Origin of the sequence: Diaphorobacter sp. LI3 (assembly GCF_022807955.1) — a bacterium.
Taxonomy (GTDB): Bacteria; Pseudomonadota; Gammaproteobacteria; order Burkholderiales; family Burkholderiaceae_C; genus Diaphorobacter; species Diaphorobacter nitroreducens.
Genome location: NZ_CP094346.1, coordinates 2,630,221 through 2,650,154 on the forward strand (window position 1 = coordinate 2,630,221; position 19,934 = coordinate 2,650,154).

The 19,934-nt window shown below is 68.7% G+C and carries 16 protein-coding genes and 1 pseudogene; 14 read left to right on the plus strand and 3 right to left on the minus strand.

Annotation, left to right across the window (positions count from 1 at the left end):
- Positions 1-157: 157 nt before the first annotated feature.
- Complete coding sequence (locus MRB47_RS12155) at positions 158-496, minus strand: hypothetical protein (protein WP_103738332.1); 339 nt, start codon at positions 494-496, stop codon at positions 158-160.
- 232 nt (positions 497-728) lie between these two features.
- On the opposite strand from MRB47_RS12155, the pseudogene MRB47_RS19995 reads away from it, so the two are divergent.
- The 10 genes and pseudogenes from MRB47_RS19995 to MRB47_RS12205 all read left to right on the plus strand — a co-directional run.
- Positions 729-1,061, plus strand: a pseudogene (locus MRB47_RS19995) (Ldh family oxidoreductase); the annotation flags it as partial.
- An 855-nt stretch (positions 1,062-1,916) separates the two neighbouring features.
- Positions 1,917-2,264 (plus strand): RidA family protein, encoded by a 348-nt coding sequence (locus MRB47_RS12165; RefSeq protein WP_252100839.1) that lies wholly within the window; start codon positions 1,917-1,919, stop codon positions 2,262-2,264.
- A gap of 29 nt (positions 2,265-2,293) precedes the next feature.
- Positions 2,294-3,538, plus strand: coding sequence for a D-amino acid dehydrogenase (locus tag MRB47_RS12170; RefSeq protein ID WP_252100840.1), 1,245 nt, complete (start codon positions 2,294-2,296; stop codon positions 3,536-3,538).
- On the plus strand, positions 3,535-4,314 hold the full coding sequence (locus tag MRB47_RS12175; RefSeq protein ID WP_252100841.1) for an Asp/Glu racemase: 780 nt from the start codon (positions 3,535-3,537) through the stop codon (positions 4,312-4,314). The genes MRB47_RS12170 and MRB47_RS12175 overlap by 4 nt, the downstream gene beginning before the upstream one ends.
- Positions 4,315-4,367: 53 nt before the next feature.
- Positions 4,368-5,498 carry an ABC transporter substrate-binding protein gene (locus MRB47_RS12180; protein ID WP_252100842.1) on the plus strand — a complete coding sequence of 377 codons (1,131 nt, stop codon included), beginning with the start codon at positions 4,368-4,370 and terminating at the stop codon, positions 5,496-5,498.
- Between the two features lie 63 nt (positions 5,499-5,561).
- Positions 5,562-6,455 (plus strand): branched-chain amino acid ABC transporter permease, encoded by an 894-nt coding sequence (locus MRB47_RS12185; RefSeq protein ID WP_252100843.1) that lies wholly within the window; start codon positions 5,562-5,564, stop codon positions 6,453-6,455.
- Positions 6,448-7,335, plus strand: a complete 888-nt coding sequence (locus MRB47_RS12190; RefSeq protein ID WP_252100844.1) for a branched-chain amino acid ABC transporter permease — start codon at positions 6,448-6,450, stop codon at positions 7,333-7,335. Before MRB47_RS12185 ends, MRB47_RS12190 begins: the two co-directional genes overlap by 8 nt.
- Complete coding sequence (locus tag MRB47_RS12195; protein ID WP_252100845.1) at positions 7,332-8,111, plus strand: ABC transporter ATP-binding protein; 780 nt, start codon at positions 7,332-7,334, stop codon at positions 8,109-8,111. The genes MRB47_RS12190 and MRB47_RS12195 overlap by 4 nt, the downstream gene beginning before the upstream one ends.
- The gene (locus MRB47_RS12200) at positions 8,111-8,830 is read left to right on the plus strand and encodes an ABC transporter ATP-binding protein (RefSeq protein WP_252100846.1); all 720 of its coding nucleotides are present in this window, start codon (positions 8,111-8,113) and stop codon (positions 8,828-8,830) included. Before MRB47_RS12195 ends, MRB47_RS12200 begins: the two co-directional genes overlap by 1 nt.
- A gap of 22 nt (positions 8,831-8,852) precedes the next feature.
- Positions 8,853-9,983, plus strand: coding sequence for an ABC transporter substrate-binding protein (locus MRB47_RS12205; RefSeq protein WP_252100847.1), 1,131 nt, complete (start codon positions 8,853-8,855; stop codon positions 9,981-9,983).
- 85 nt (positions 9,984-10,068) lie between these two features.
- On the opposite strand, the gene dapA is transcribed toward MRB47_RS12205, so the two are convergent.
- A complete protein-coding gene (gene dapA, locus MRB47_RS12210) occupies positions 10,069-10,980 on the minus strand; it encodes a 4-hydroxy-tetrahydrodipicolinate synthase (RefSeq protein ID WP_252100848.1) in 912 nt (303 codons plus the stop codon).
- Between the two features lie 120 nt (positions 10,981-11,100).
- A complete protein-coding gene (locus tag MRB47_RS12215; protein ID WP_252100849.1) occupies positions 11,101-14,526 on the minus strand; it encodes an indolepyruvate ferredoxin oxidoreductase family protein in 3,426 nt (1,141 codons plus the stop codon).
- Positions 14,527-14,776: 250 nt separating this feature from the next.
- Here MRB47_RS12215 and MRB47_RS12220 point away from each other — a divergent pair, with 250 nt between their 5' ends.
- The 4 genes from MRB47_RS12220 to MRB47_RS12235 all read left to right on the plus strand — a co-directional run bounded on the left by MRB47_RS12220 (position 14,777) and on the right by MRB47_RS12235 (position 19,915).
- Positions 14,777-15,616 carry a GntR family transcriptional regulator gene (locus MRB47_RS12220; protein WP_252100850.1) on the plus strand — a complete coding sequence of 280 codons (840 nt, stop codon included), beginning with the start codon at positions 14,777-14,779 and terminating at the stop codon, positions 15,614-15,616.
- Between the two features lie 43 nt (positions 15,617-15,659).
- Positions 15,660-16,019, plus strand: coding sequence for a DUF2946 family protein (locus MRB47_RS12225; protein ID WP_252100851.1), 360 nt, complete (start codon positions 15,660-15,662; stop codon positions 16,017-16,019).
- Between the two features lie 166 nt (positions 16,020-16,185).
- A complete protein-coding gene (locus MRB47_RS12230) occupies positions 16,186-18,360 on the plus strand; it encodes a TonB-dependent receptor (protein ID WP_252100852.1) in 2,175 nt (724 codons plus the stop codon).
- A 16-nt stretch (positions 18,361-18,376) separates the two neighbouring features.
- Positions 18,377-19,915: a PepSY domain-containing protein gene (locus MRB47_RS12235; protein WP_252102624.1), complete on the plus strand. Its 1,539-nt coding sequence runs from the start codon at positions 18,377-18,379 to the stop codon at positions 19,913-19,915.
- Positions 19,916-19,934: the final 19 nt, after the last annotated feature.

Here is a 19,934-nt window from a genome sequence, read left to right on the forward strand (position 1 = left end):
ACAACACCGGGCGGCTGAGGCGGCCCCGCCGCACACAGGGCCTATGGCGCGGCTAAAAACAATGCCATGGACGTTGGACGGGCCGTCGATTCCGGCTGGCTGCCTGATGCCACACCGTGCCGGAGCTCGCATTCAGGGAGAACTCAAGCGCTGAAGCTCAAGTTTTGTATTCGACGAGGATCTCACGGTAATGCGTGGTGCCGGCATTCTTGGCGCTGTGCTTGGCAGGGATCTTGACGCCCTTGCAAATCTCAGACATCACCTCGATAAACCCGTCCTCCACCTTCAGTGAATAGACCGCCCCGGTAGGGACCTCCAGAGTCCCCAGGTCGTTTCCATGCTCATCGAACACCTGCAGATCCGTCCCCTGGATGGAATACCACACGTATGAATGCTCATGCGTATGGATCGGGGTCTGCTCACCTGGCTTCAACTCGAAGTTCCACACGATCACCTTATCGTTTTCGAAAAGTTTCTCACTACCAACACCGGCCATGTTTGTCTCCTTGGATTGGGGTTGAAAAGCTTGACGCGCTAAATAAGCTGCGGCCAGAAGGTGTGTCTATTAGCATTCACCAATCTGACTATACAAGTGTAGACAGTTCCCCAAAAACAGACAACGTGATGAAGTTCTGGTTTTCACGGATGCATAGAAAAGTCACGCGGGTTCCTGGTACCGCTGTTGTTCGTCTTAGGCCCCTCGGCTCGCACAGCCATAGTGTCCCGACTACCTGGCCATGGATGCGGGCAACGGCTTCGCCCAGCCAGCCTGGCAGGCGGCCTACCCGGCGCTGATGGCTAAGGCACGGGCCAACGGCATCGCACTGCTGGCCGTCCGCAATTCGCGCCACTTCGCCGCCCTGTGGCCCGACGTGGAGCCCCTGGCGCGCGACGGCTTGGTGGCGCTGGCTCTGGTCAACAGCATGGCCTGCGTGGTGCCCAGCGGCGGCACCCAGGCGCTGTTCGGTACCAACCCCACTGCCTTTGCCGCGCCGCGCGCCGGGCACGACCCGCTGGTGTTCGACCTGGCGACCAGCGCCATCGCCCCTGGCGAAATCAGATCGCTGCGCGCCATGCCATCGCCGAGCGCTGCGAAACCCTGGCGCGCCCTGGGCGGAGCGGGCCAGACCCGCCAGCCGGCTGAAGTCCCGCCCTGCCAGCGCGGCCCTGCAGGCCTTCCGCGCCTGGCTGCTGCGCGAAGCGCATCCCGCCGGTTGATGCGCCCACCTGCGGCACGGGCGCGCCCCAGTCTCCGCAGCTCCTCACGTCCGACCCTGCCCTGCAAGCCGGCGCTCGGCACCTGAAACGCCCCTGAGCCAAGAGCGCGCCCATCCGGGCAGCCGCCGGGGCGGGCCTGCGGCGCTGGACTCCCGGCGGAACGGGATGCACCGCCGTCGCCGCACCACCGCCTTCCCGGCCTGTCCAGCCGCTCAGGGTTGTTACACCAAGCTCAAGCCAGCCGGCCCATGTTGGTGAAAACCATGAGGCAGTTGTGTTGACCACCTTATTCACAAGTGTCTACACTTTGTTAGACACTGGTGTTGAACGCATTTTCGAAGAAGGTGGAGAGGCGTGGCTCCCGGATATTCATGGGCATGTGCTGGCAGGTCGACCGGTTGCAGATATCTCGGCAGAGATGGAGCGGCGGTGCCGGCCAGAGCGTTCCCAGGCCTGAGCAGGCACGGCACTTCGCTGGTCCCGCAAAGGAGGGCACAGCCGGCGGACGACTGCCGCCGCAGCTGCGCGCCCAACCCTGGTGCAGCGGTTTCCTTTGCCATCAACGATTTGCGTCTCTTATGGGAAATCCGGCCGGACGGCATCGTCCACCCGGCACGTTTCTCGGCAGCAGATAGCAGTGAACACACAGCTGCCTTCACTTTTGGAGGCAGTTCTTCCCAACCTAAGGAGTGACCGACATGACCATCCAGCGCATCAAGACCAACAACCGCATGAGCCAGGCCGTGGTGGCCAACGGCTTCGTCTTCCTGGCCGGCCAGGTGGCGGACGACACCTCGGCCAGCGTGGCCGGGCAGACCCGGCAGATCCTGGACAAGATCGACGCGCTGCTGGCCGAAACCGGCTGCGACAAGACCAAGATCGTGCAAGCCACCATCTGGCTGGCAGACCACAAGACCTTTGCCGAGATGAACGAGGTGTGGGACGCCTGGGTGCCCGTCGGCCACGCCCCGGCGCGCGCCTGCGTCGAGTCCGCCCTGGCCTTCCCGCCCTACACGGTGGAAATCGGCGTCGTCGCCGCCCTCTGACGCACGGCCGCAAGAAGAAGGTTTCATCCATGCATACCGTCGTTCTGGGCGCCGGCGTCGCGGGCATCACCACCGCCTGGTATCTGGCCGCGCAGGGCCGCCAGGTGACGGTGATCGACCGCCAGCCGCTGGCTGCCAGCGAGACCAGCTACGCCAACGCCGGCATGGTCGCGCCCGGCCACTCCTACACCTGGGCGTCGCCGCGCGCGCCCGGCGTGCTGTGGCGCTCGCTGCGCGACAGCAGCCAGGCGCTGCGCCTGAAACTCAACGCCGACCCGCACATGTGGCTCTGGCTGTGGAAGTTCTTGCAGAACTGCACGGCCGAGCGCTCGCGCATCAACACCGGCCGCAAGCTGGTGCTGTGCCGCTACTCGCAGGAGCAGCTGCAGGCGCTGACCGCCGCGCAGGGCCTGCAATACGAGCGCATCAGCCAGGGCGCGCTGTACATGTACCGCGACGCCGCCTCGTTCCAGCGCGGCCAGGCCAACATGCGCATCCTGTCGGACGGCGGCATGCGCCTGGACGTGCTGGACACGGACGGCGTGGTCGAGCGCGAACCGGCGCTGGCCTCGGCCCGCGCCCACATCGCCGGCGCCATCTACTGCCCCAGCGACGAGAGCGGCGATGCGCGCATGTTCACCCGCGCCCTGGCCGAGCGCTGCCGCGCGGCGGGCGTGCGCTTTCTCATGGACACATCCATCGACCGCATCGAGGCGCAGGGCGACCGCATCGCCGCCGTGCACACCAGCGCCGGGCCTATCACGGGGGACGAGTACGTGCTGTCGCTGGGCAGCTATTCGCCCATCCTGGCGCGGCCGCTGGGCTACCGCCTGCCCATCTACCCGGTCAAGGGCTACTCGGTCACCTTCCCCGTCGGCGAAGGGCACCTGCCTCCTACCCTGTCGGGCGTGGACGAGAACAACCTCGTCGCCTGGGCGCGCTTTGGCAATCGGCTGCGCTTCACGGCCACGGCCGAATTCAGCGGCTATGACACGCGGCACAGCCCGCGCGACTTCGAGCCCATGCTGCGCGCGGCGCGCCAGCTGTTCCCCAGCGGCGCCGACTGGAGCCAGCCGGACTACTGGGCCGGCCTGCGCCCCATGACGCCGGAGAACACGCCCATCCTGGGCGCCAGCCGGCACCGCAACCTGTTCCTGAACACCGGCCACGGCCACATGGGCTGGACCATGGCCTGCGGCACCGCGCAAATCGTGGCCGACCTGATGGACGGCCGCAAACCCGCCATCGACATTACCGGGATGACCCTCGCATGAACGACACCGCAACCCTGGAGCACAGCCCCTACACGGTGCTGCCCTTCACCATGGACGAGGGCCTGATGGCCCGCGCCGCCATCGGCCTGGTGGTGCTGGCCACCGACCAGACGCTGGAGCACGAGTGGCGCCAGATCATCGACCTGCCCGGCGTGGCCTTCTTCGAATCGCGCCTGTACAACTCGCCCGACATCACGCCCGCCAACCTGGCGGCGATGGAAAAGGACATCACCGCCGCCGTAGAGCTGATCGTGCCCGACGTGCCGCTGCAGGTAGTGGCCTTCGGCTGCACCTCCGGCTCCATCGTGATCGGCGAGGAGCAGGTGGCCCAGCGCGTGCGCAACGCCCGCCCCGGCGTGGCCGTGACCACGCCCATCACCGGCGCGGTGGCCGGCCTGAAGGCCCTGGGCGCGCGGCGCGTGGCCCTCATCACGCCCTATGTGCAAAGCGTGAACCAGCTGTTCGAGGGCCACCTGCAGTCCCGCGATCTGCAGGTCAGCCGCATCGCCACCTTCAACCATAGCAACGACAACGAGGTGGCGCGCATCGACGCCGCCTCGCTGCGCGCGGCCATCCTGGCCACGGGCGCGCACGGCGACGTGGACGCGGTCTTCGTCTCGTGCACCAGCCTGCGCATGGCCACGCTGATCGCCAGCGTGGAGCAGGAGCTGGGCAAGCCCGTCATCGCCAGCAATTCCGCCATGGCCTGGCACGCGCTGCGCCTGGCCGGCGTGCGCGACGCGCTGCCGCAGTTCGGCCGCCTGTTCGAGATCTGAAGCCCCCCGTGCGCTTTCCTTTCCTCACCACAACCACGACAGGAGACATCACCATGCGTACATCCGCTCTCTCACGCCGCCACCTGGGCGCCCTCGTAGCAGCCGCGTCCCTGCTCGCCCTGGCCGGCGGCAAGGCCTGGGCGCAGGACAGCATCAACATCGGCGCCGTGCTGTCGCTCACCGGCGCCAACGCCACCGTGGGCGAGGACGTGCGCCGCGGCGTCATGCTGGGCGTAGAGCACGTCAACGCCAAGGGCGGCGTGCTCGGCAAGAAGATCAACGTCATCGTCGAGGACTCGGGCGGCAACCCGACCACGGCGCTGAACGCCGCGCGCAAGCTGGCCACCGTGGACAAGGTGCCGGTGGTGATGGGTGAATACTCCTCGGGCATCACCCTGCCCATGGCCCAGTACCTGGTCAAGGAAGGCGTGACCCACCTGAACATCAACAGCAGCAGCACCAAGGTGCGCCAGCTGGGTGCCACCTCGTTCAGCCTGGTGGGCCTGGAGGATTACAGCAACAGGTTCGCCGCCTCCGACACCTACGCCCTGGGTCTGCGCCGCGTGGCCATGATCGCGCCCAACAACGCCTACGGCCAGGGCGTGCTGGAGGGCTACAAGGCCGAGTTCGAGAAGCTGGGCGGCAAAGTGGTGACCGAGGTGCTCTACACCGCCGGCCAGTCCACCTACCGCCGCGAGCTGCAGCAGATGGCGCGCAGCAACCCCGACGCCTATGTCTATACCGCCTACGGCCAGGAGTCGGCCGTGATCAACCGCGAGGCCGAAGAGCTCGGCCTGCGCAAGGTGCCGTGGTACGCCATTCTCATGACCATGAGCCTGTCGGACACGCCGCCTGCCATCGCCAACGGCCAGATCGGCATGGAGCTGGGCTCGGTGCAGGGCGAGGCGGGCAAGGCCTATGCCGAGGCCTTCAAGGCCAAGTACAAGGAAGGCTTCAAGACCTCCTACACCGGCTACGGCTACGACGGCGTGCTCATGACGGCCGCCGCCATCGAGAAGGCCCAGGCCACCACGCCGGCCGCCATCCAGGCCGCGCTCAAGGAGCTGGGCGCCTCTGGCTACCAGGGCGTGACCGGCCTGATCCGCTTCGACCAGGACCGCCAGCGCATCGACCCGCCCTACGACAAGCACAAGTTCGAGAACGGCAAGTTGGCGCCGCGCTGATCCCCGCCCCTGGCGCAGGCCGGGCCCGGCCTGCGCCCACTTTTTGTTGCCCGAGATTCCCCGATGCTTCAATTCCTCGTCGACACGATATTGCGTGCCTCCGACCTGGCGCTCATCGCGCTGGGCCTGAGCATGCTCTACGGTCTGGTGAAGTTTCCCAACGTGGCGCACGTGCAGTACGCCATGTTCGGCGCCTACGTCACCTACGCCCTGCAGTCCCGGGGCGTTCCGCTGGTCGGCGCCCTGCTGGCCGGCAGCGCCGCTGCAGGGCTGCTCACGCTGCTTTTGCAGGTGCTGGTGTTCCAGCGCCTGCTGCGCGGCGGCCCGGCGATCGCCATGATCGGCTCGCTGGCCGTGGCCATGCTGGTCATCGCCGCCATGCAGGGGCTGGCCGGCTCGTTCCCGCGCATGTTCGACCTGCCGCGCGCGGAGCCGCTGGTGATCGGCGGGGCCCGCATCGCCTGGACGCAGCTGTACCTGATGGGCACCACCATCGTGCTGCTGACGCTGTTCATGCTGGTGCTGTTCCATACCCGGCTGGGGCGCGCCATGCGGGCGCTGTCGAGCAACCCCATGCTGGCCAACGCCTCGGGCCTGAACGCCGCGCGCATCACCTATTTCGTCAGCTTCGCCAGCGGCGCCATCGCCGGACTGGGCGGCAGCATGCTGGCGCTGTCCACCGGCGCGCACATCAACCTGGGCAACGACCTGCTGCTCCCGGTGTTCGCCGCCGCCATCCTGGGCGGGCTGGGCAACCCCATCGGCGCGGTGTTCGGCGCGCTGCTGATCGCGCTGACCGAGACCGCCGTCACCAACCTGAACTTCGGCCCCATCCTGGGGCGCGAGCTGGCCTTCATGCCCGTGGGCTACATCTCCGCCGCCTCGTTCCTGATCCTGCTGCTGGCGCTGCTCTTCAAGCCCTACGGGCTGTTCGACCGGGAGGTCCGCCGTGTTTGACTTCACCGTTTCCACCGTCACCATCGCCGGCATCTACGCGCTGATGGCCCTGGGCCTGAACCTGCAGGCGGGCTACGCCGGCATGCTGAACTTCGGCCACATCGCCTTCGCCGGCCTGGGTGCCTACGCCGCCGGCATCGGCTTCGGCCTGGGCTGGGGCCCGCTGCCCAGCCTGGCGCTGGGCCTGGGCCTGGCCATGCTGCTGGGCGCCTTCATGGCCGGCCTGGGCCGCAAGCTGGCCGCCGACTACTGGGGCATCGCCACGCTGGCCATCGCCGAGATCCTGCGCACCATCGCCACCAACGAAGGGTGGCTGACCGGCGGCGCCAATGGCATCAGCGCCATCCCCGCGCTGTTCGATGGCCTGACGCGGCCCTGGAACGCCGTGGCCTTCCTGGCGCTGGTGCTGGCCGTGCTGGCCGCCGCCGCCTGGCTGTGCGCGCGCCTGGGCAACGGCCGCTTCGGCCGCGCCCTGCGCCTGATGCGCGAGGAGCCGCAGCTGGCCACCTGCCTGGGCTACAACCTGCGCACCCTGAAGACGCGCGCCATCATGGCCAGCGCCGCCGTCACTGCGCTGGGCGGCTTTCTATACGCCCACTACATGAGCTTCGCGGGGCCCGAGTACATGCTGGCTTCCGAGACCTTCCTGCTGTGGACCATGGTCATGATCGGCGGCCTGGGCAACACCCTGGGCGTGCTGGTGGGCGTGGTGGCGGTGCAGGCGGCGCACGTCGTCGTGCCCTTCGCCAAGGACTGGATCGGCTTTGACTCCGACGTGGCCGGCGCGCTGCGCCTGGGGATGATCGGCGCCATCCTGCTGGCCTGCCTGCTGTGGCGCAGCGAGGGCCTGGTGCCCGAAAAACTGCGGAGGATCGCATGAACCCCCTGCTTCAAGTGAAGGACATCGCCAAGGCCTTCGGCGGCAACCAGGTGCTGCACGGCGTGGATTTTTCCATTGCCCCCGGCGAGATCGTCGGCCTGCTGGGTCCCAACGGCTCGGGCAAGAGCACGCTGCTCAACACCGTCACCGGCTTCGAGGCCATCGACCGCGGCGCCATCGAGTTCGAGGGCCGGCGCATCGACCAGGTGCCGGCGCACCGCATCGTCGCCGCCGGCGTGGGCCGCACCTTCCAGCTGCCCTCCATGCCGCGCAAGATGTCGGTCATGGAGGTGGCCATGGCCGCCGCCACGGCGCATCACGGCGTGTGGGGCACGCTGCTGGGCCTGGCCGGCGCGCGCCAGGCCGAGGCCGCCGCCCACGCCAAGGCCACCGCGCTGCTGGATCAATTGCTTTTGACCCACGTGCGCGACCTGCCCGCGGCGGCCCTGTCGGGCGGGCAGAAGAAGCTGCTGGGCATCGTCTGCGCGCTGATGGGCGAGCCGCGCCTGTTGATGCTGGACGAGCCCACGGCCGGCGTGCACCCCAACCTGCGCCGCGACATCGTGGCCGCGCTGCAGCGCCTGAACGCGCAGGGCATGACGCTCGTCATCGTGGAGCACGACATGCACTTCATCCGCGAGGTCTGCACGCGCTGCATCGTGCTGGACCGGGGCCGCATCGTGGCCAGCTGCCGGCCCGACGAGCTGGCGACCAACGAACACGTGGTGCAGGCCTATCTGGGCGGCGCCGCGAACCCGGTCCTGGAGGCCGCCTGATGATCAAGATCGACAACATCGTCGCGGGCTACACGCCCGAGGTGGACATCCTCAAGGGCATCTCGCTGCACGTGGAGCGCGCCGAGATCGTCACCCTGCTCGGCCCCAACGGCTGCGGCAAGAGCACGCTGCTCAAGACCATCGCCGGCGCCCTGCTGCCGCGCAGCGGCACGGTGCTGGTGGAGGGCCAGGACCGCTCGCAGATGCCCGTGCACCGCAAGATTCGCCACTGCAGCCTGGGCTTCGTGCCGCAGACCGAGAACGTCTTCGCCAACCTCACGGTGCGCGAGAACATGCAGGTCGGCGGGCACTACATGCCGCAGCAGGCCTGCCAGCGGCGCATCGAGCAGCTGTGCCAGCTGTACCCCGTGCTGGGCCGCAAGATCAACGCTGCCGCGGCGTCGCTCTCGGGCGGCGAGCGGCAGATTCTGGCGCTGGCGCGCGCCCTCATGCCCAGCCCCAGCGTGCTGCTGCTGGACGAGCCCTCAGCCGGCCTGTCGCCCAAGGTGTTGCAGGAGGTGTTCGCCGCCATCGTCGAGGTGCGCGACAAGGAGCGCGTGTCCATCCTCATGGTCGAGCAAAACGCCATGGAGGCCATGCGCATGTCCGACCGCGCCTACATCCTGTCCATGGGCACCGTGGCGCTGACCGGCACCACGCGCGAGCTGATGCACGACCCGCAGGTGCGCGAGCTGTACCTGGGCGGCCGGGCCGCCTGAACCACCGAGAAGGAGAACTGCCATGACCCAACCCATGACCCGCCGCACGGCGGCCCTGGCGGCCTGCGCCCTGCTGGCCCAGCCCGCTGCCGGCCTGGCGCAGACAGCGCCAACAGCGCAGTCCTCGGTGAAGTTCGGCGCCACGCTGTCGCTCACCGGCGCCAGCGCCAGCATCGGTGAGGACCAGCGCCGCGGCATGCTGCTGGCGCTGGAGGAGATCAACGCCCGCGGCGGCGTGCTGGGCCAGCCGCTGCAGCTCATCGTCGAAGACACCGGCGGGCGCGCCGTCTCTGCGCTGGACGCGGCGAAGAAGCTGGTGTCGGTGGACAAGGTGGCGGCCGTGCTGGGCGAATACTCCTCCAGCCTGACCATCCCCGTGGGCCAGTATGTGGTGCGCGAGGGCCTGCCCTTCGTCAACCACGGCAGCTCCAGCCCGGCGGTGCGCAGCATCGGCGACGGGTCTTTCAGCGTCATCGGGCTGGACGACGCCTCGGCGCGCTTTTCCGCGCAGGACCTGTGGGACCTGGGCTACCGCAAGGTGGCCTTCATCGCCCCCAACAACGCCTACGGCCAGGGCGTGGCGGCGGAGTTCAAGAAGAACTTCGAGCAGCTCGGCGGCACGCTGGCCACCCAGCTGCTGTACACGGCCGGCCAGTCCACCTACCGGCGCGAGCTGCAGCAGATGGAGCGCTCCAAACCCGATGTCTTCGTCTACAGCGCCTATGGGCAGGAGGCCGCCGTCATCAACCGCGAGGCCTTCGACCTGGGCCTGCACCAGGCCCACCCCTGGTACGCGATCTACCACACCATGTGCACCACCGACAGCGCGCCCGAGCACGTGGCGGGCCAGCGCGGCATCGACGTGCGCTCGGTCGGCCCGCAGGGCCAGAACTTCAAGGCGGCCTACGAGGCCAGGCATGGCCACCCCTTCAAGTCGTCGTACACCGGCTACGCCTATGACGCGGTGCGCCTGCTGGCCGCCGCCGTGCAGAAGGCCGGCACCACGCAGCCCGACGCCGTGAAGCAGGCCCTGCGCAGCGTGGCCAACGGTTACGAGGGCGCCACGGGCACGCTGACCTTCGCGGCCGACGGGCAGCGCGCCGAGCAGCCGTACCAGAAGACCGTCTACCAGGGCCGCGTGCAGCCGCGCTGAAAACCGCCCTTGGCCGGGCTGCATATCAAAAGAGCTTCCAGCGCTTGCCCATCAAGCGCTGGCAGCTCTTTTTTTGGTAGCGCGATCAGACAGCCGGCCAGGCCTGCAGCGCGGCGCGCACCGCCGCCGCCGTGGCGGATGACACCTCGCACATCGGCAGGCGCAGCCCGCCGCCGCACAGGCCGCGCAACTGCGCCGCGTACTTGGCCGGGCCGGGGCTGCTTTCCATGAACAGGGCGCGCGTCAGCGGCAGCAGGCGCGCGAACAGCGCACGCGCCTCGTGCAGCCGGCCGGCTTCCATGTGGGCGCACAGCGCGGCCACCTCGGCCGGCAGCATATTGGCGACCACCGAGATCACGCCCTGCCCGCCCAGCGCCAGGTAGGGCAGGCTGGTGAAGTCGTCGCCGCTGTACTGCGCAAAGCCCGGCGGCACGGCCTGGGCGACGTCGGCCGCGCGGGCCATGTCGCCCGTCGCGTCCTTGAGGCCCGCGATGCGCGGGTGCCGCGCCAGCACGGCGACGGTGGCCGTCTGCAGGTCGATGACCGTGCGGCCCGGCACGTTGTAGAGCACCAGCGGCAGCGCGGTGGCGTCGGCCTGCGCGGTGAAGTGGGCCACCAGCCCCTGCTGTGTGGGCTTGTTGTAGTAGGGCACGACGCTGAGCAGCGAATCCGCGCCGCATTCCTCGGCGAAGCGCGCCAGCGCCACCGCCTCGGCCGTCGAATTGGCGCCCACGCCAGCCATGACGTGGGTGCGGCCCGCTGCGTGCTGCACGGCGGCGGCCAGCAGTTCGCGGTGCTCGGCATGGCTCAGCGTGGCGCATTCGCCCGTGGTGCCGGCGATGACGACGCCGGCCGTGCCGCTGTCGATGTGCCAGTCGATCAGGCGACGCAGCGCCGGCAGGTCCGGGCGCAGGTCGTCGGTGAAGGGCGTGAGCAGCGCCACCAGGCTGCCGCGAGGCAGGGCCGGGCGCGCTCCGGCGGCGGGCGGTGTGGGCATGGGGCTTCCGGTTGAAGCTATGAAAACAGGAGCTGCCAGCGCTTTAGCTGAAAGGCTTTCAGCATGAAAATCATGCGAAACCTTTGCAGATCAAGCGTCAGCAGCTATGAAGTTTGATGCTCAGGCGTTGCTGCGCAGGCGCTGCAGCAGCTGGGCCAGCTCGGCCTCGTAGGCCTGGCGCGCGGCCTCCTTCACGTGGCCGTAGCCGCGCACCTTCTGCGGCGCCTGGGCGATCTGCACGGCCAGCGCGTACTGGTCGGGCCGCGCTTCCTGCAGCAGGCGCTGCACCAGGGCCTCGAAGGCGTCCACCATGGCGCGCTCGTGGCGGCGCTCCTCGGTGTGGCCGAACGGGTCAAGCGCCGTGCCGCGCAAGAACTTCAGGCGCGCCAGCACGCCGAAGGCGGGCAGCATCCAGGCGCCGAACTCGCGCTTCTTGTCGCCCAGCAGCGGCGGCGCCAGGTTGAAGGCCAGGCGCGGTGCGCCCTCGAACTGGGCGGCAATCTGTTCGCGGAAGGCGGGCGCGGCGTACAGGCGCGCCACCTCGTACTCGTCCTTGTAGGCCATGAGCTTGAAAAAGCTCTGCGACACGGCGCTCGTCAGCTGCTCCTGGCCAGGCCAGACACGCGCTTCGTGCGTGCGCACCGCATCCACCAGCGCCTTGAAGCGCGCGGCGTAGGCGGCGTTCTGGTAGCCGGTGAGGAAATCCACGCGCCGCTGCACGGCCTCGTCCAGGGTGGCCGCCTGCTGGCGCGGCGCCGCGCCGGCGCTGGCCGCCACAGCCTGCGGGTCGACCGCATGACGGCGGCCCCAGCGGAAGGCGGCGATGTTCATCTTCACGGCCGCGCCGTTGAGCTCGATGGCGCTCTCGATGGCCTGCGCACTCACCGGCACCAGACCGCGCTGGTAGGCGGCGCCCAGCATGAACAGGTTGGTGGCGATGGCGTCGCCGCACAGGGCCAGCGCCAGGCGGCCGGCGTCCACCTGCTCCACGTTGCCCTCGCCCAGGGCGCGCACGATGGTCTTGACCAGCGGGTTGCCGGGGAACTGCAGGTCCGGGTTCTGCGTGAAGGCGCCCGGCATGACCTCTTGCGTGTTCACGATGGCGCGGGTGGCGCCCTTGCGCGTCATGGTCAGGGTGTTGCTGGCCGCGGCCACCACCAGGTCGCAGCCGATCAGCGCATCGGCCCCGCCGGGGGCCACGCGCACGGCGGCAATCGCCTGCGGCGTGGCGCCGAAGCGCATGTGCGTCCACACCGAGCCGCCCTTTTGCGCCAGGCCCGCCATGTCCAGCACGCCCACGCCCTTGCCCTCCAGGTGCGCGGCCATGCCCAGCAGCGCGCCGATGGTGACCACGCCGGTGCCGCCCACGCCGGTGATGATGAGGCTGTAGACGCCCTGCGCCAGGTCGGGCAGCTGGGGATCGGGCAGGGGCGCGTCCAGCGCCTCCTTGCCCGCAGCCACGCCCTTCTTCAGCTGGCCGCCGCGCACGGTGACGAAGCTGGGGCAAAAGCCCTTGAGGCAGGAGAAATCCTTGTTGCAAGCCGACTGGTCGATGGCGCGCTTGCGGCCGAATTCTGTCTCCACCGGCACCACGGCCACGCAGTTGGACTTGGCACCGCAATCGCCGCAGCCCTCGCACACGGCCTCGTTGATGACCAGGCGCATGTCCGGATCGGGGAACTCGCCGCGCTTGCGCCGGCGGCGCTTCTCGGCGGCGCAGGTCTGGTCGTAGACCAGCACGCTGGTACCGGCCACCTCGCGCAGCTGGCGCTGCACCTCGTCCAGCTCGTCGCGGTGGTGGATGGTGACGCCCGGCGCCCAGCCGGTCACGCCGTCGTATTTACCGGGCTCGTCCGTGACCACGGCGATGCGCGCCACGCCTTCCGCATGCACCTGCTGGGTGATGCGCACGGGGTCCAGCGGGCCGTCGTGACGCTGGCCGCCGGTCATGGCCACGGCGTCGTTGTAGAGCACCTTGAAGGTGATGTTGGTCTTGGCCGCCACGGCCGCGCGAATGGCCAGCATGCCGGAGTGGAAGTAGGTGCCGTCGCCCATGTTCTGGAACATGTGCGCGCGCTTGGAAAACGGCGCCTCGCCCACCCAGGCCATGCCCTCGGCACCCATCTGGGTGTAGCCCAGCGTGCCGCGGTCCATGCTCTGCGCCATCCACGAGCAGCCGATGCCGGCGTAGCCGCGGCTGCCCTCAGGGATGCGCGTGGAGGTGTTGTGCGGGCAGCCCGCGCAGAAGTAGAAGCTGCGCGCCATGACGTCCACCGCGCCCAGCACGGGCTTGCGCCGCGCCAGGGCGTGGGTCACGTCCAGCAGCGCCGGGTCGATCTCGGCCAGGCGGTGGCCCAGCACCTGGGCGATCATGGCGGCGTCCAGCGCCATCTCCACGCGCAGCAGCTTGGCGCCGCGCTCGTCCTTCTTGCCGATGACCTGCGGCGCACCCTCCTGGCCATACAGGATGTCCTTGAGCTGCGCTTCCAGCAGCGAGCGCTTTTCCTCGATGACGATGACCTTGTCCAGGCCCAGGGCGAACTCGGCAATGCCCTCGGCCTCCAGCGGCCAGACCAGGCCGACCTTGTAGACCGCCAGGCCCAGCGCCTGCGCGCGCGCCTCGTCGATGCCGAGATCTGCCAGCGCCTGGCGCACGTCGAGCCAGCTCTTGCCCGAGGTGACGATGCCGATGCGCGCGCCCTCGCGCCGCCCGAACGCCACGCGGTCGATGCGGTTGGCCTGCGCGAAGGCCTGCACCGCCGCCAGCTTGTGGTTGACCAGGCGAAATTCCTGCGCGTGCGGCGTGTCGGGCAGGCGGATGTTCAGGCCGTCCGCCGGCGCGTCCGGCAGCTCGGGCAGCGTGAAGGCCGGGTCGGCCTCGTCCACCTCCACCGAGCCCGAGGCATCGGCCGTGTCCTTGATGCACTTCATGCCCACCCAGCAGCCAGAGTAGCGCGACAGCGCCCAGCCGTACAGGCCGTACTCGATCAGCTCCGACACGCCGGCCGGCGAGAGGATGGGCATCTGCGCGTCCACCAGCGCGAACTCGCTCTGGTGGCAGGTGGTGGACGACTCGCAGGTGTGGTCGTCCCCCATCAGCACCAGCACGCCGCCGTTCCTCGAGCTGCCCGCCAGGTTGCCGTGGCGGAAGGCGTCGCCCGAGCGGTCCACGCCCGGCCCCTTGCCGTACCAGATGGAGAACACGCCGTCGAAGCGCCCCTCCCCGCCAATCTCGGCCATCTGGCTGCCCCAGACGGCCGTGGCGGCCAGATCCTCGTTCACGCCGGGCACGAACACCACGTCATGCGCCTGCAGGTGTTTGCGCGCCTTGACCAGCTGATCATCGAAGGTGCCCAGGGGCGAGCCCCGGTAGCCGGTGATATAGCCGGCGGTGTTGAGGCCTGCCGCGCGGTCGCGGCGCTTTTGCATCATGGGCAGGCGCACCAGGGCCTGCACGCCGGTCAGATAGACCGTGCCCTGCGTGGCGGTGTACTTGTCTTCCAGGCCCACGGCCCGCAGGCTGCTGCCGACGCTCAGATCGCTCATCCCGAATATCTCCTTGCCTGTAATAGGTTGGCCAGCCCGGCCCGCGCGGCTTCAAGGTCACTGCCCCGCGCCGGAACCAGTCTTTACACAAAGTGTAGACACTTATGAAGACATAAGTCAATAAAATAGCGTCTCCTATGTGGAACACGTTCTGCCGCCGGCAATGCAAGGCCTAGAATGAGTTTCACCCAACCCTTTTTTTATGTCCCGGCGCAGCGCTTGCGGCGGGCCTACTGCTTCATTAGCACCCATGGCCGTCAAGAAGAAAACCAGCAAAGAAGGCACGCATGTGCCCCAGACACGCGACGCCAGCAGCGTGGAGCGCCTGTACCTGGAGCTGCGCGAGCGCGCCATGAACTACGACTTCCGCCCCGGCGCGCGCATCAACGAGCAGGCGCTGGGCCGCGAGTTCGACATCAGCCGCCCGCCCCTGCGCGAGGCGCTGAACCGCCTGGTGGCCGAGGGCTTCCTGGACTTCGTGATGAACAAGGGGTTCTTTCGCAAGGCCATCAGCGTGGAGGAGCTGTACAACCTCTACCAGGTACGCATCGCGCTGGAGCGCCGGGCCGTCTTTTTGGCCGTGCACAACGCCACCGACGCCGAGATCGACAGCCTGCGCAGCTATTGGGAGGGCGTGATGGCCGAGGCCTCGGGCATGTCCATCGGTGACCTGCTGCTGGCCGACGAGGAGTTCCACCGCCGCCTCACGGCCCTGTCGCACAACCGCGAGCTGAGCCAGTTCCTCGAGCAGGTCACCCGCCGCATCCACGTGGCCCGGCATATCGACCTGGAGCAGTCTGACTGGAACGCGCGCGCCTTCAACGCCCACGCGCAGCTGCTGGACCTGCTGCAGGCCCGCAAGCTGGAGCCGGCACTCGCCGCACTCAGCGACCACATCGACCTGAGCCTCAAGCGCGCCGTGCAGATCACCAAGGAAATGGTGGCCAAGTTCTTCCTGCACGATCAGGCCTGGACCTCCCGCCCCGCGGCGGCCGCCCCTGAGCTATCAGCAGACCTTCCCACCCATAAAGAGAAAAAGGCCCCTCCGCGTAAAGCGGCCCCCAGAACCGCGAAAGGCACGACGCCTTGAACGGCGGCGCTGCCACCCGGCACTGCTGGGCATAATCGCGGCCATGAACTGGCCACGCCTCCCGCTCACACTGCGCACCTGGGTGCTGGGCTGGTTCATGGCTTCACTGGGCGTGGCCGTGGCCTCGCCGTTGGTGCATCCACAGTCCCTGCAGCTGGTGTGCTCGGCCTCGGGCGCGGTGATGCTGATGGTCCAAGCGGACGACGGCAGTGTGGGCGCCATGGGCGCGTCCGGTATGGACTGCCCCTTGTGTGCGCCCGCAGGCGCACCGCCCGCCCCCGAAACCGCGTTGGTCGAGCCGCCTCCACCTTTGGCCCATGCGCTGCAGCCCATCGAGGCGGCGCGCATTGCCGCGGCCACCGCCGCGCCGCTGCCGGCGCGCGGCCCTCCCTCGACTCTCTGACCCTGCCGGGCCGCAAGGAGCCTGCTGGCTCCCCAGGCGGCCCTTGCCACGCCCACGCACTGGGTGTGCCTTGCCGCACGAGACAGCACCACCCCCCGCACACCACTGGGGCGGCGCGCTGCACTCGTCGGCCGTTCTTCCGCAGAGACCGAGAGAGTTTTCACGCATGTTCCGTATCGACATACGCCAGAGCGCCGGCGCGTTCACCTTGGCCGCGCTGGCCGGTGCCGCCCCCGCCCAATCCGCCGACCCGCTGACGCCCACCCTGCCCACCGTGGAGGTAAGCGACGCCACCCAGACCCCCGGCCTGCTGCCGCTGGACACCCCGGTGGAGACCGGCAGCCGCCTGGGCCTGACCCCGCGCGAGACGCCCGCCAGCATCACCGTGGTGGACCGCAGCACCATCGAAGCGCGCGGCGCCCAGGACACCCAGGAAATCCTGCGCGCCATCCCCGGCGTTTCTGCCCACAACGCCCCAGGCTCCATGTCGGCCAGCTACCGTGGCTTCACCGGCAACTCGGTCACCCAGCTCTACAACGGCATCACCGTCCACTACGGCAGCGCGACGCGCGCCGTGGACAGCTGGATTTACGACCGCGTGGAGGCCGTGGGCGGTGCATCGAGCTTTCTGTATGGTTCAGGCGCCGTGGGTGGCTCCCTCAACTACATCACCAAGACGGCCGAACGCTACGATTTCAGCGAAGGCCAGTTGCGGCTGGGCCAGAACAACCTCAAGGAAATCTCGCTGGGCCTGAACCGCCGTCTGGGAAGCAGCGATGGCACGGCGGGCACGCAGCATTTCGCGCGCATCGATCTGAACCACCGCAATGCCGGCAGCTGGGTCGAAGGAATGCACACACAATCCACCCAACTGGCTACCTCGCTGCTGTCCGACTTCGGGGGCGGCTTCACGCACACCCTCGCCTACGAACTGCAAAAAGATAACGTGGACCGCCCTTACTGGGGTACACCCACACTCAATCCGACGGCCGGGGAAACCCGAATCGACCGAGCCACCCGGTTCAAGAATTACAACAGCGCCGACGGCATCTACGCTCACCAGGTGCAATGGCTGCGCTCGATTGCCCAATGGCGCACCTCCGATGCGCTGCAGTTCAAGAACACGCTCTATGCCTATGACGCGCTGCGGGACTACCGCAACGTGGAAACCTACCGTTTCAATGCCAGCAACACCCAGGTGATCCGCACGGGCACCTACCTGCAACGCCATGACCAGAAAGTGCTGGGCAACCGTTTCGAAGGCACCTACAAAGGCAGCCTGGCTGGCCGCAAGAGCGACTGGGCCTTCGGCCTGGATGTGAGCGTGAACCGGCAAACGCGCTTCCCCAACGGACTCTCCAGCATCGTGAGCACGGTGGACCCCTACCAGTTCACGACTGAGAACTTCTTCGACATTCCCGACATGCAACCGGGCTTCAACCCGGACCGCGACAACAAAACCACGTCCACGGCCTTGTATCTAGAGAACCGCACCGCGGTGCTCCCCGCCCTCCACCTCGTCACCGCCCTGCGGCATGAGCGCATCGAGCTGGACCTGACCAACCGACGCGCCGTCACGCCCGCCAACCCCGCGACCTTCAGCCGCGGCTACCGCCCCACCACGGGACGCATCGGTATGGTCTGGGACATAGCTCCCGACGCGAATCTCTACGCACAGTACGCCACCGCCGGCGATCCGCCCTCCGGCTCGCTCTCCACCGCGACCTTCGGGGATGTGCGCAACAACAGCGAGCTGACGACCGGACGCCAGTTCGAGCTGGGCAGTAAATTCGATTTCTGGGACCGCAAGGGCTCCGCAACCCTGGCCGCTTTCCAGATCACACGCAACAACATCGCCTCGCAGGACCCCAACAACCCCGGCCTGACCATCCTGGTCGGCGAGCAGTCCTCCCGGGGTATTGAACTCGCGGTGGGCCTGCGCCCTTCCGTCCAATGGCAAGTGCAGGCCAACCTGATGGCAACCCGTGCCCGGTACGAGAACTTCATGCAGGGCGGGGTTTCGCTGGCCGGCAAGACCCCCACGTTCACGCCCGAACGCGTCGCCAACCTGTGGGTGACCTACGCCATCACCCCCATCCTCCATGCCAGCGCGGGACTGCGCCATGTGGGCAAGACCTATGCCGACGCAGCCAACACCATTTACTGGCCGTCATACACGCTGCTCGATCTGGGGCTGTCCTGGAAGATCAGCAAGACAGCCTCGCTGACCGGGCGCCTGCGCAATGCCACCGATCGGATCTACGCCGCCGAAGGACGCCCGGGCCAGGCCTACCTGGGCGCGCCGCGCACGGGCGACGTGACGCTGCACGTCGCCTTCTGAGCAACCGGAGGCCATGATGGTGCATGCCAAACGCTGGCTGTTTCTGGTCCACCGCTGGCTGGGCGTGCTGCTGTGCGCCTTCTTCGCCATGTGGTTCGTCTCCGGCGTGGTGATGATGTACGTGGGCTATCCCAAGCTCACGCCCGCCGAGCGGCTGATGCACCTGCCGCCGCTGCGCGGCGCCGCCGTGGCGCTGGAGCCCGACCAGGCCCTGGCCGCCGCCGGGCTGCAGGGCCCGCTGCGCGACTTGCGGCTGGCCGTGGCCAGCGGTGGGCGGGCGGTGTATCTGGCCACGCCCCAGCCGTCCAAGGCCGCCCCGCCCGGCGACGCACGCCCGCGCGGCGCCCCGGTGGTGATCGACGCCCGCACCGGCGCCGTGCTCATGGCCGTCGACGCGCCACGGGCATTGGCCAGCGCTGCAGCCTACGCGCAGGGTCCGGCCCATGCCGTTCACGAAGGCACGCTGCAGGAAGACGCCTTCACCCACTCCCGCCCGCTGGACATGCACCGGCCCCTGCACCGCGTGCGCCTGGGCGATGCACACGACACGGTGCTCTACATCTCCGGCACGACCGGCGAGGTGGTGCGCGATGCCACACGCACCGAGCGCCAATGGAACTACGCGGGCGCGTGGCTGCACTGGCTGTACCCGCTGCGCGGCGGCCTGGTGGACCGCTACTGGGCGGACATCGTCAATGCGCTGTCGCTGCTGGGTATCGCCGCAGTGGTCACAGGCGGCGTGATCGGCATCCTTCGCTGGCGCTTCGCGGGCACCTACCGCAGCGGCCGGCGTACGCCGTTCCCGTCCGCATGGGCCCGCTCGCACCACGTGGCGGGCCTGCTGTTCATGGTCGTCACGCTCGCCTGGATCTTCAGCGGCCTGATGTCCATGAACCCCTGGCGCATCTTCGACAGCGGCGCACCCGCTCTGCGCACCAACGCCATGCACGGCGGGCCCCTGCAGCTGCCGCACGCAGGCGCACCCGTGACCGCCCTGCTGCAGGCCGCGCCCACCGACACGCGCGAACTACGCTGGACACGCACCGCCGGCCATGCGCTGGTGCAGGCGTTGCCCGCCTCTGGCCCGCCCACGGTGCTGGACGCGCATACCGCCCTGCCCCACGCATGGCAGCCGGGCGAGCTGGAAGCCGCCGCAGCCCGGCTGGTCGATGCGCCGCTACAGCGCGTCGAGACCCTGCGCGCGTACGACGCCTACTACTACACGCGGGACGCCCACACCATGACCGGCGGCACCGACAAACCGCTGCCCGTGCTGCGCTTGGTGTTCTGCGACCCGCACGCCAGCTGGGTGCACCTGGACCCACACACGGGCGCAGTGCTGGGTCGGCTGGACCGGCACCGCCGCACCTCGCGCTGGCTGTTCGGCCTGCTGCACAGCTGGGACTGGCTGCCGCTGCTGCAGCGCCGGCCGTTGTGGGACGTGCTGCTGGTGGCGCTGAGTGTGGGCGGCACGGTGATCAGCCTGAGCGGCGTCGTGCTGGGCTGGCGGCGCGTACGGCGCAAGCTGGGCTGGCGTACACCTGCCGCACCCTAGGCCCCGATGCGGTGATGGA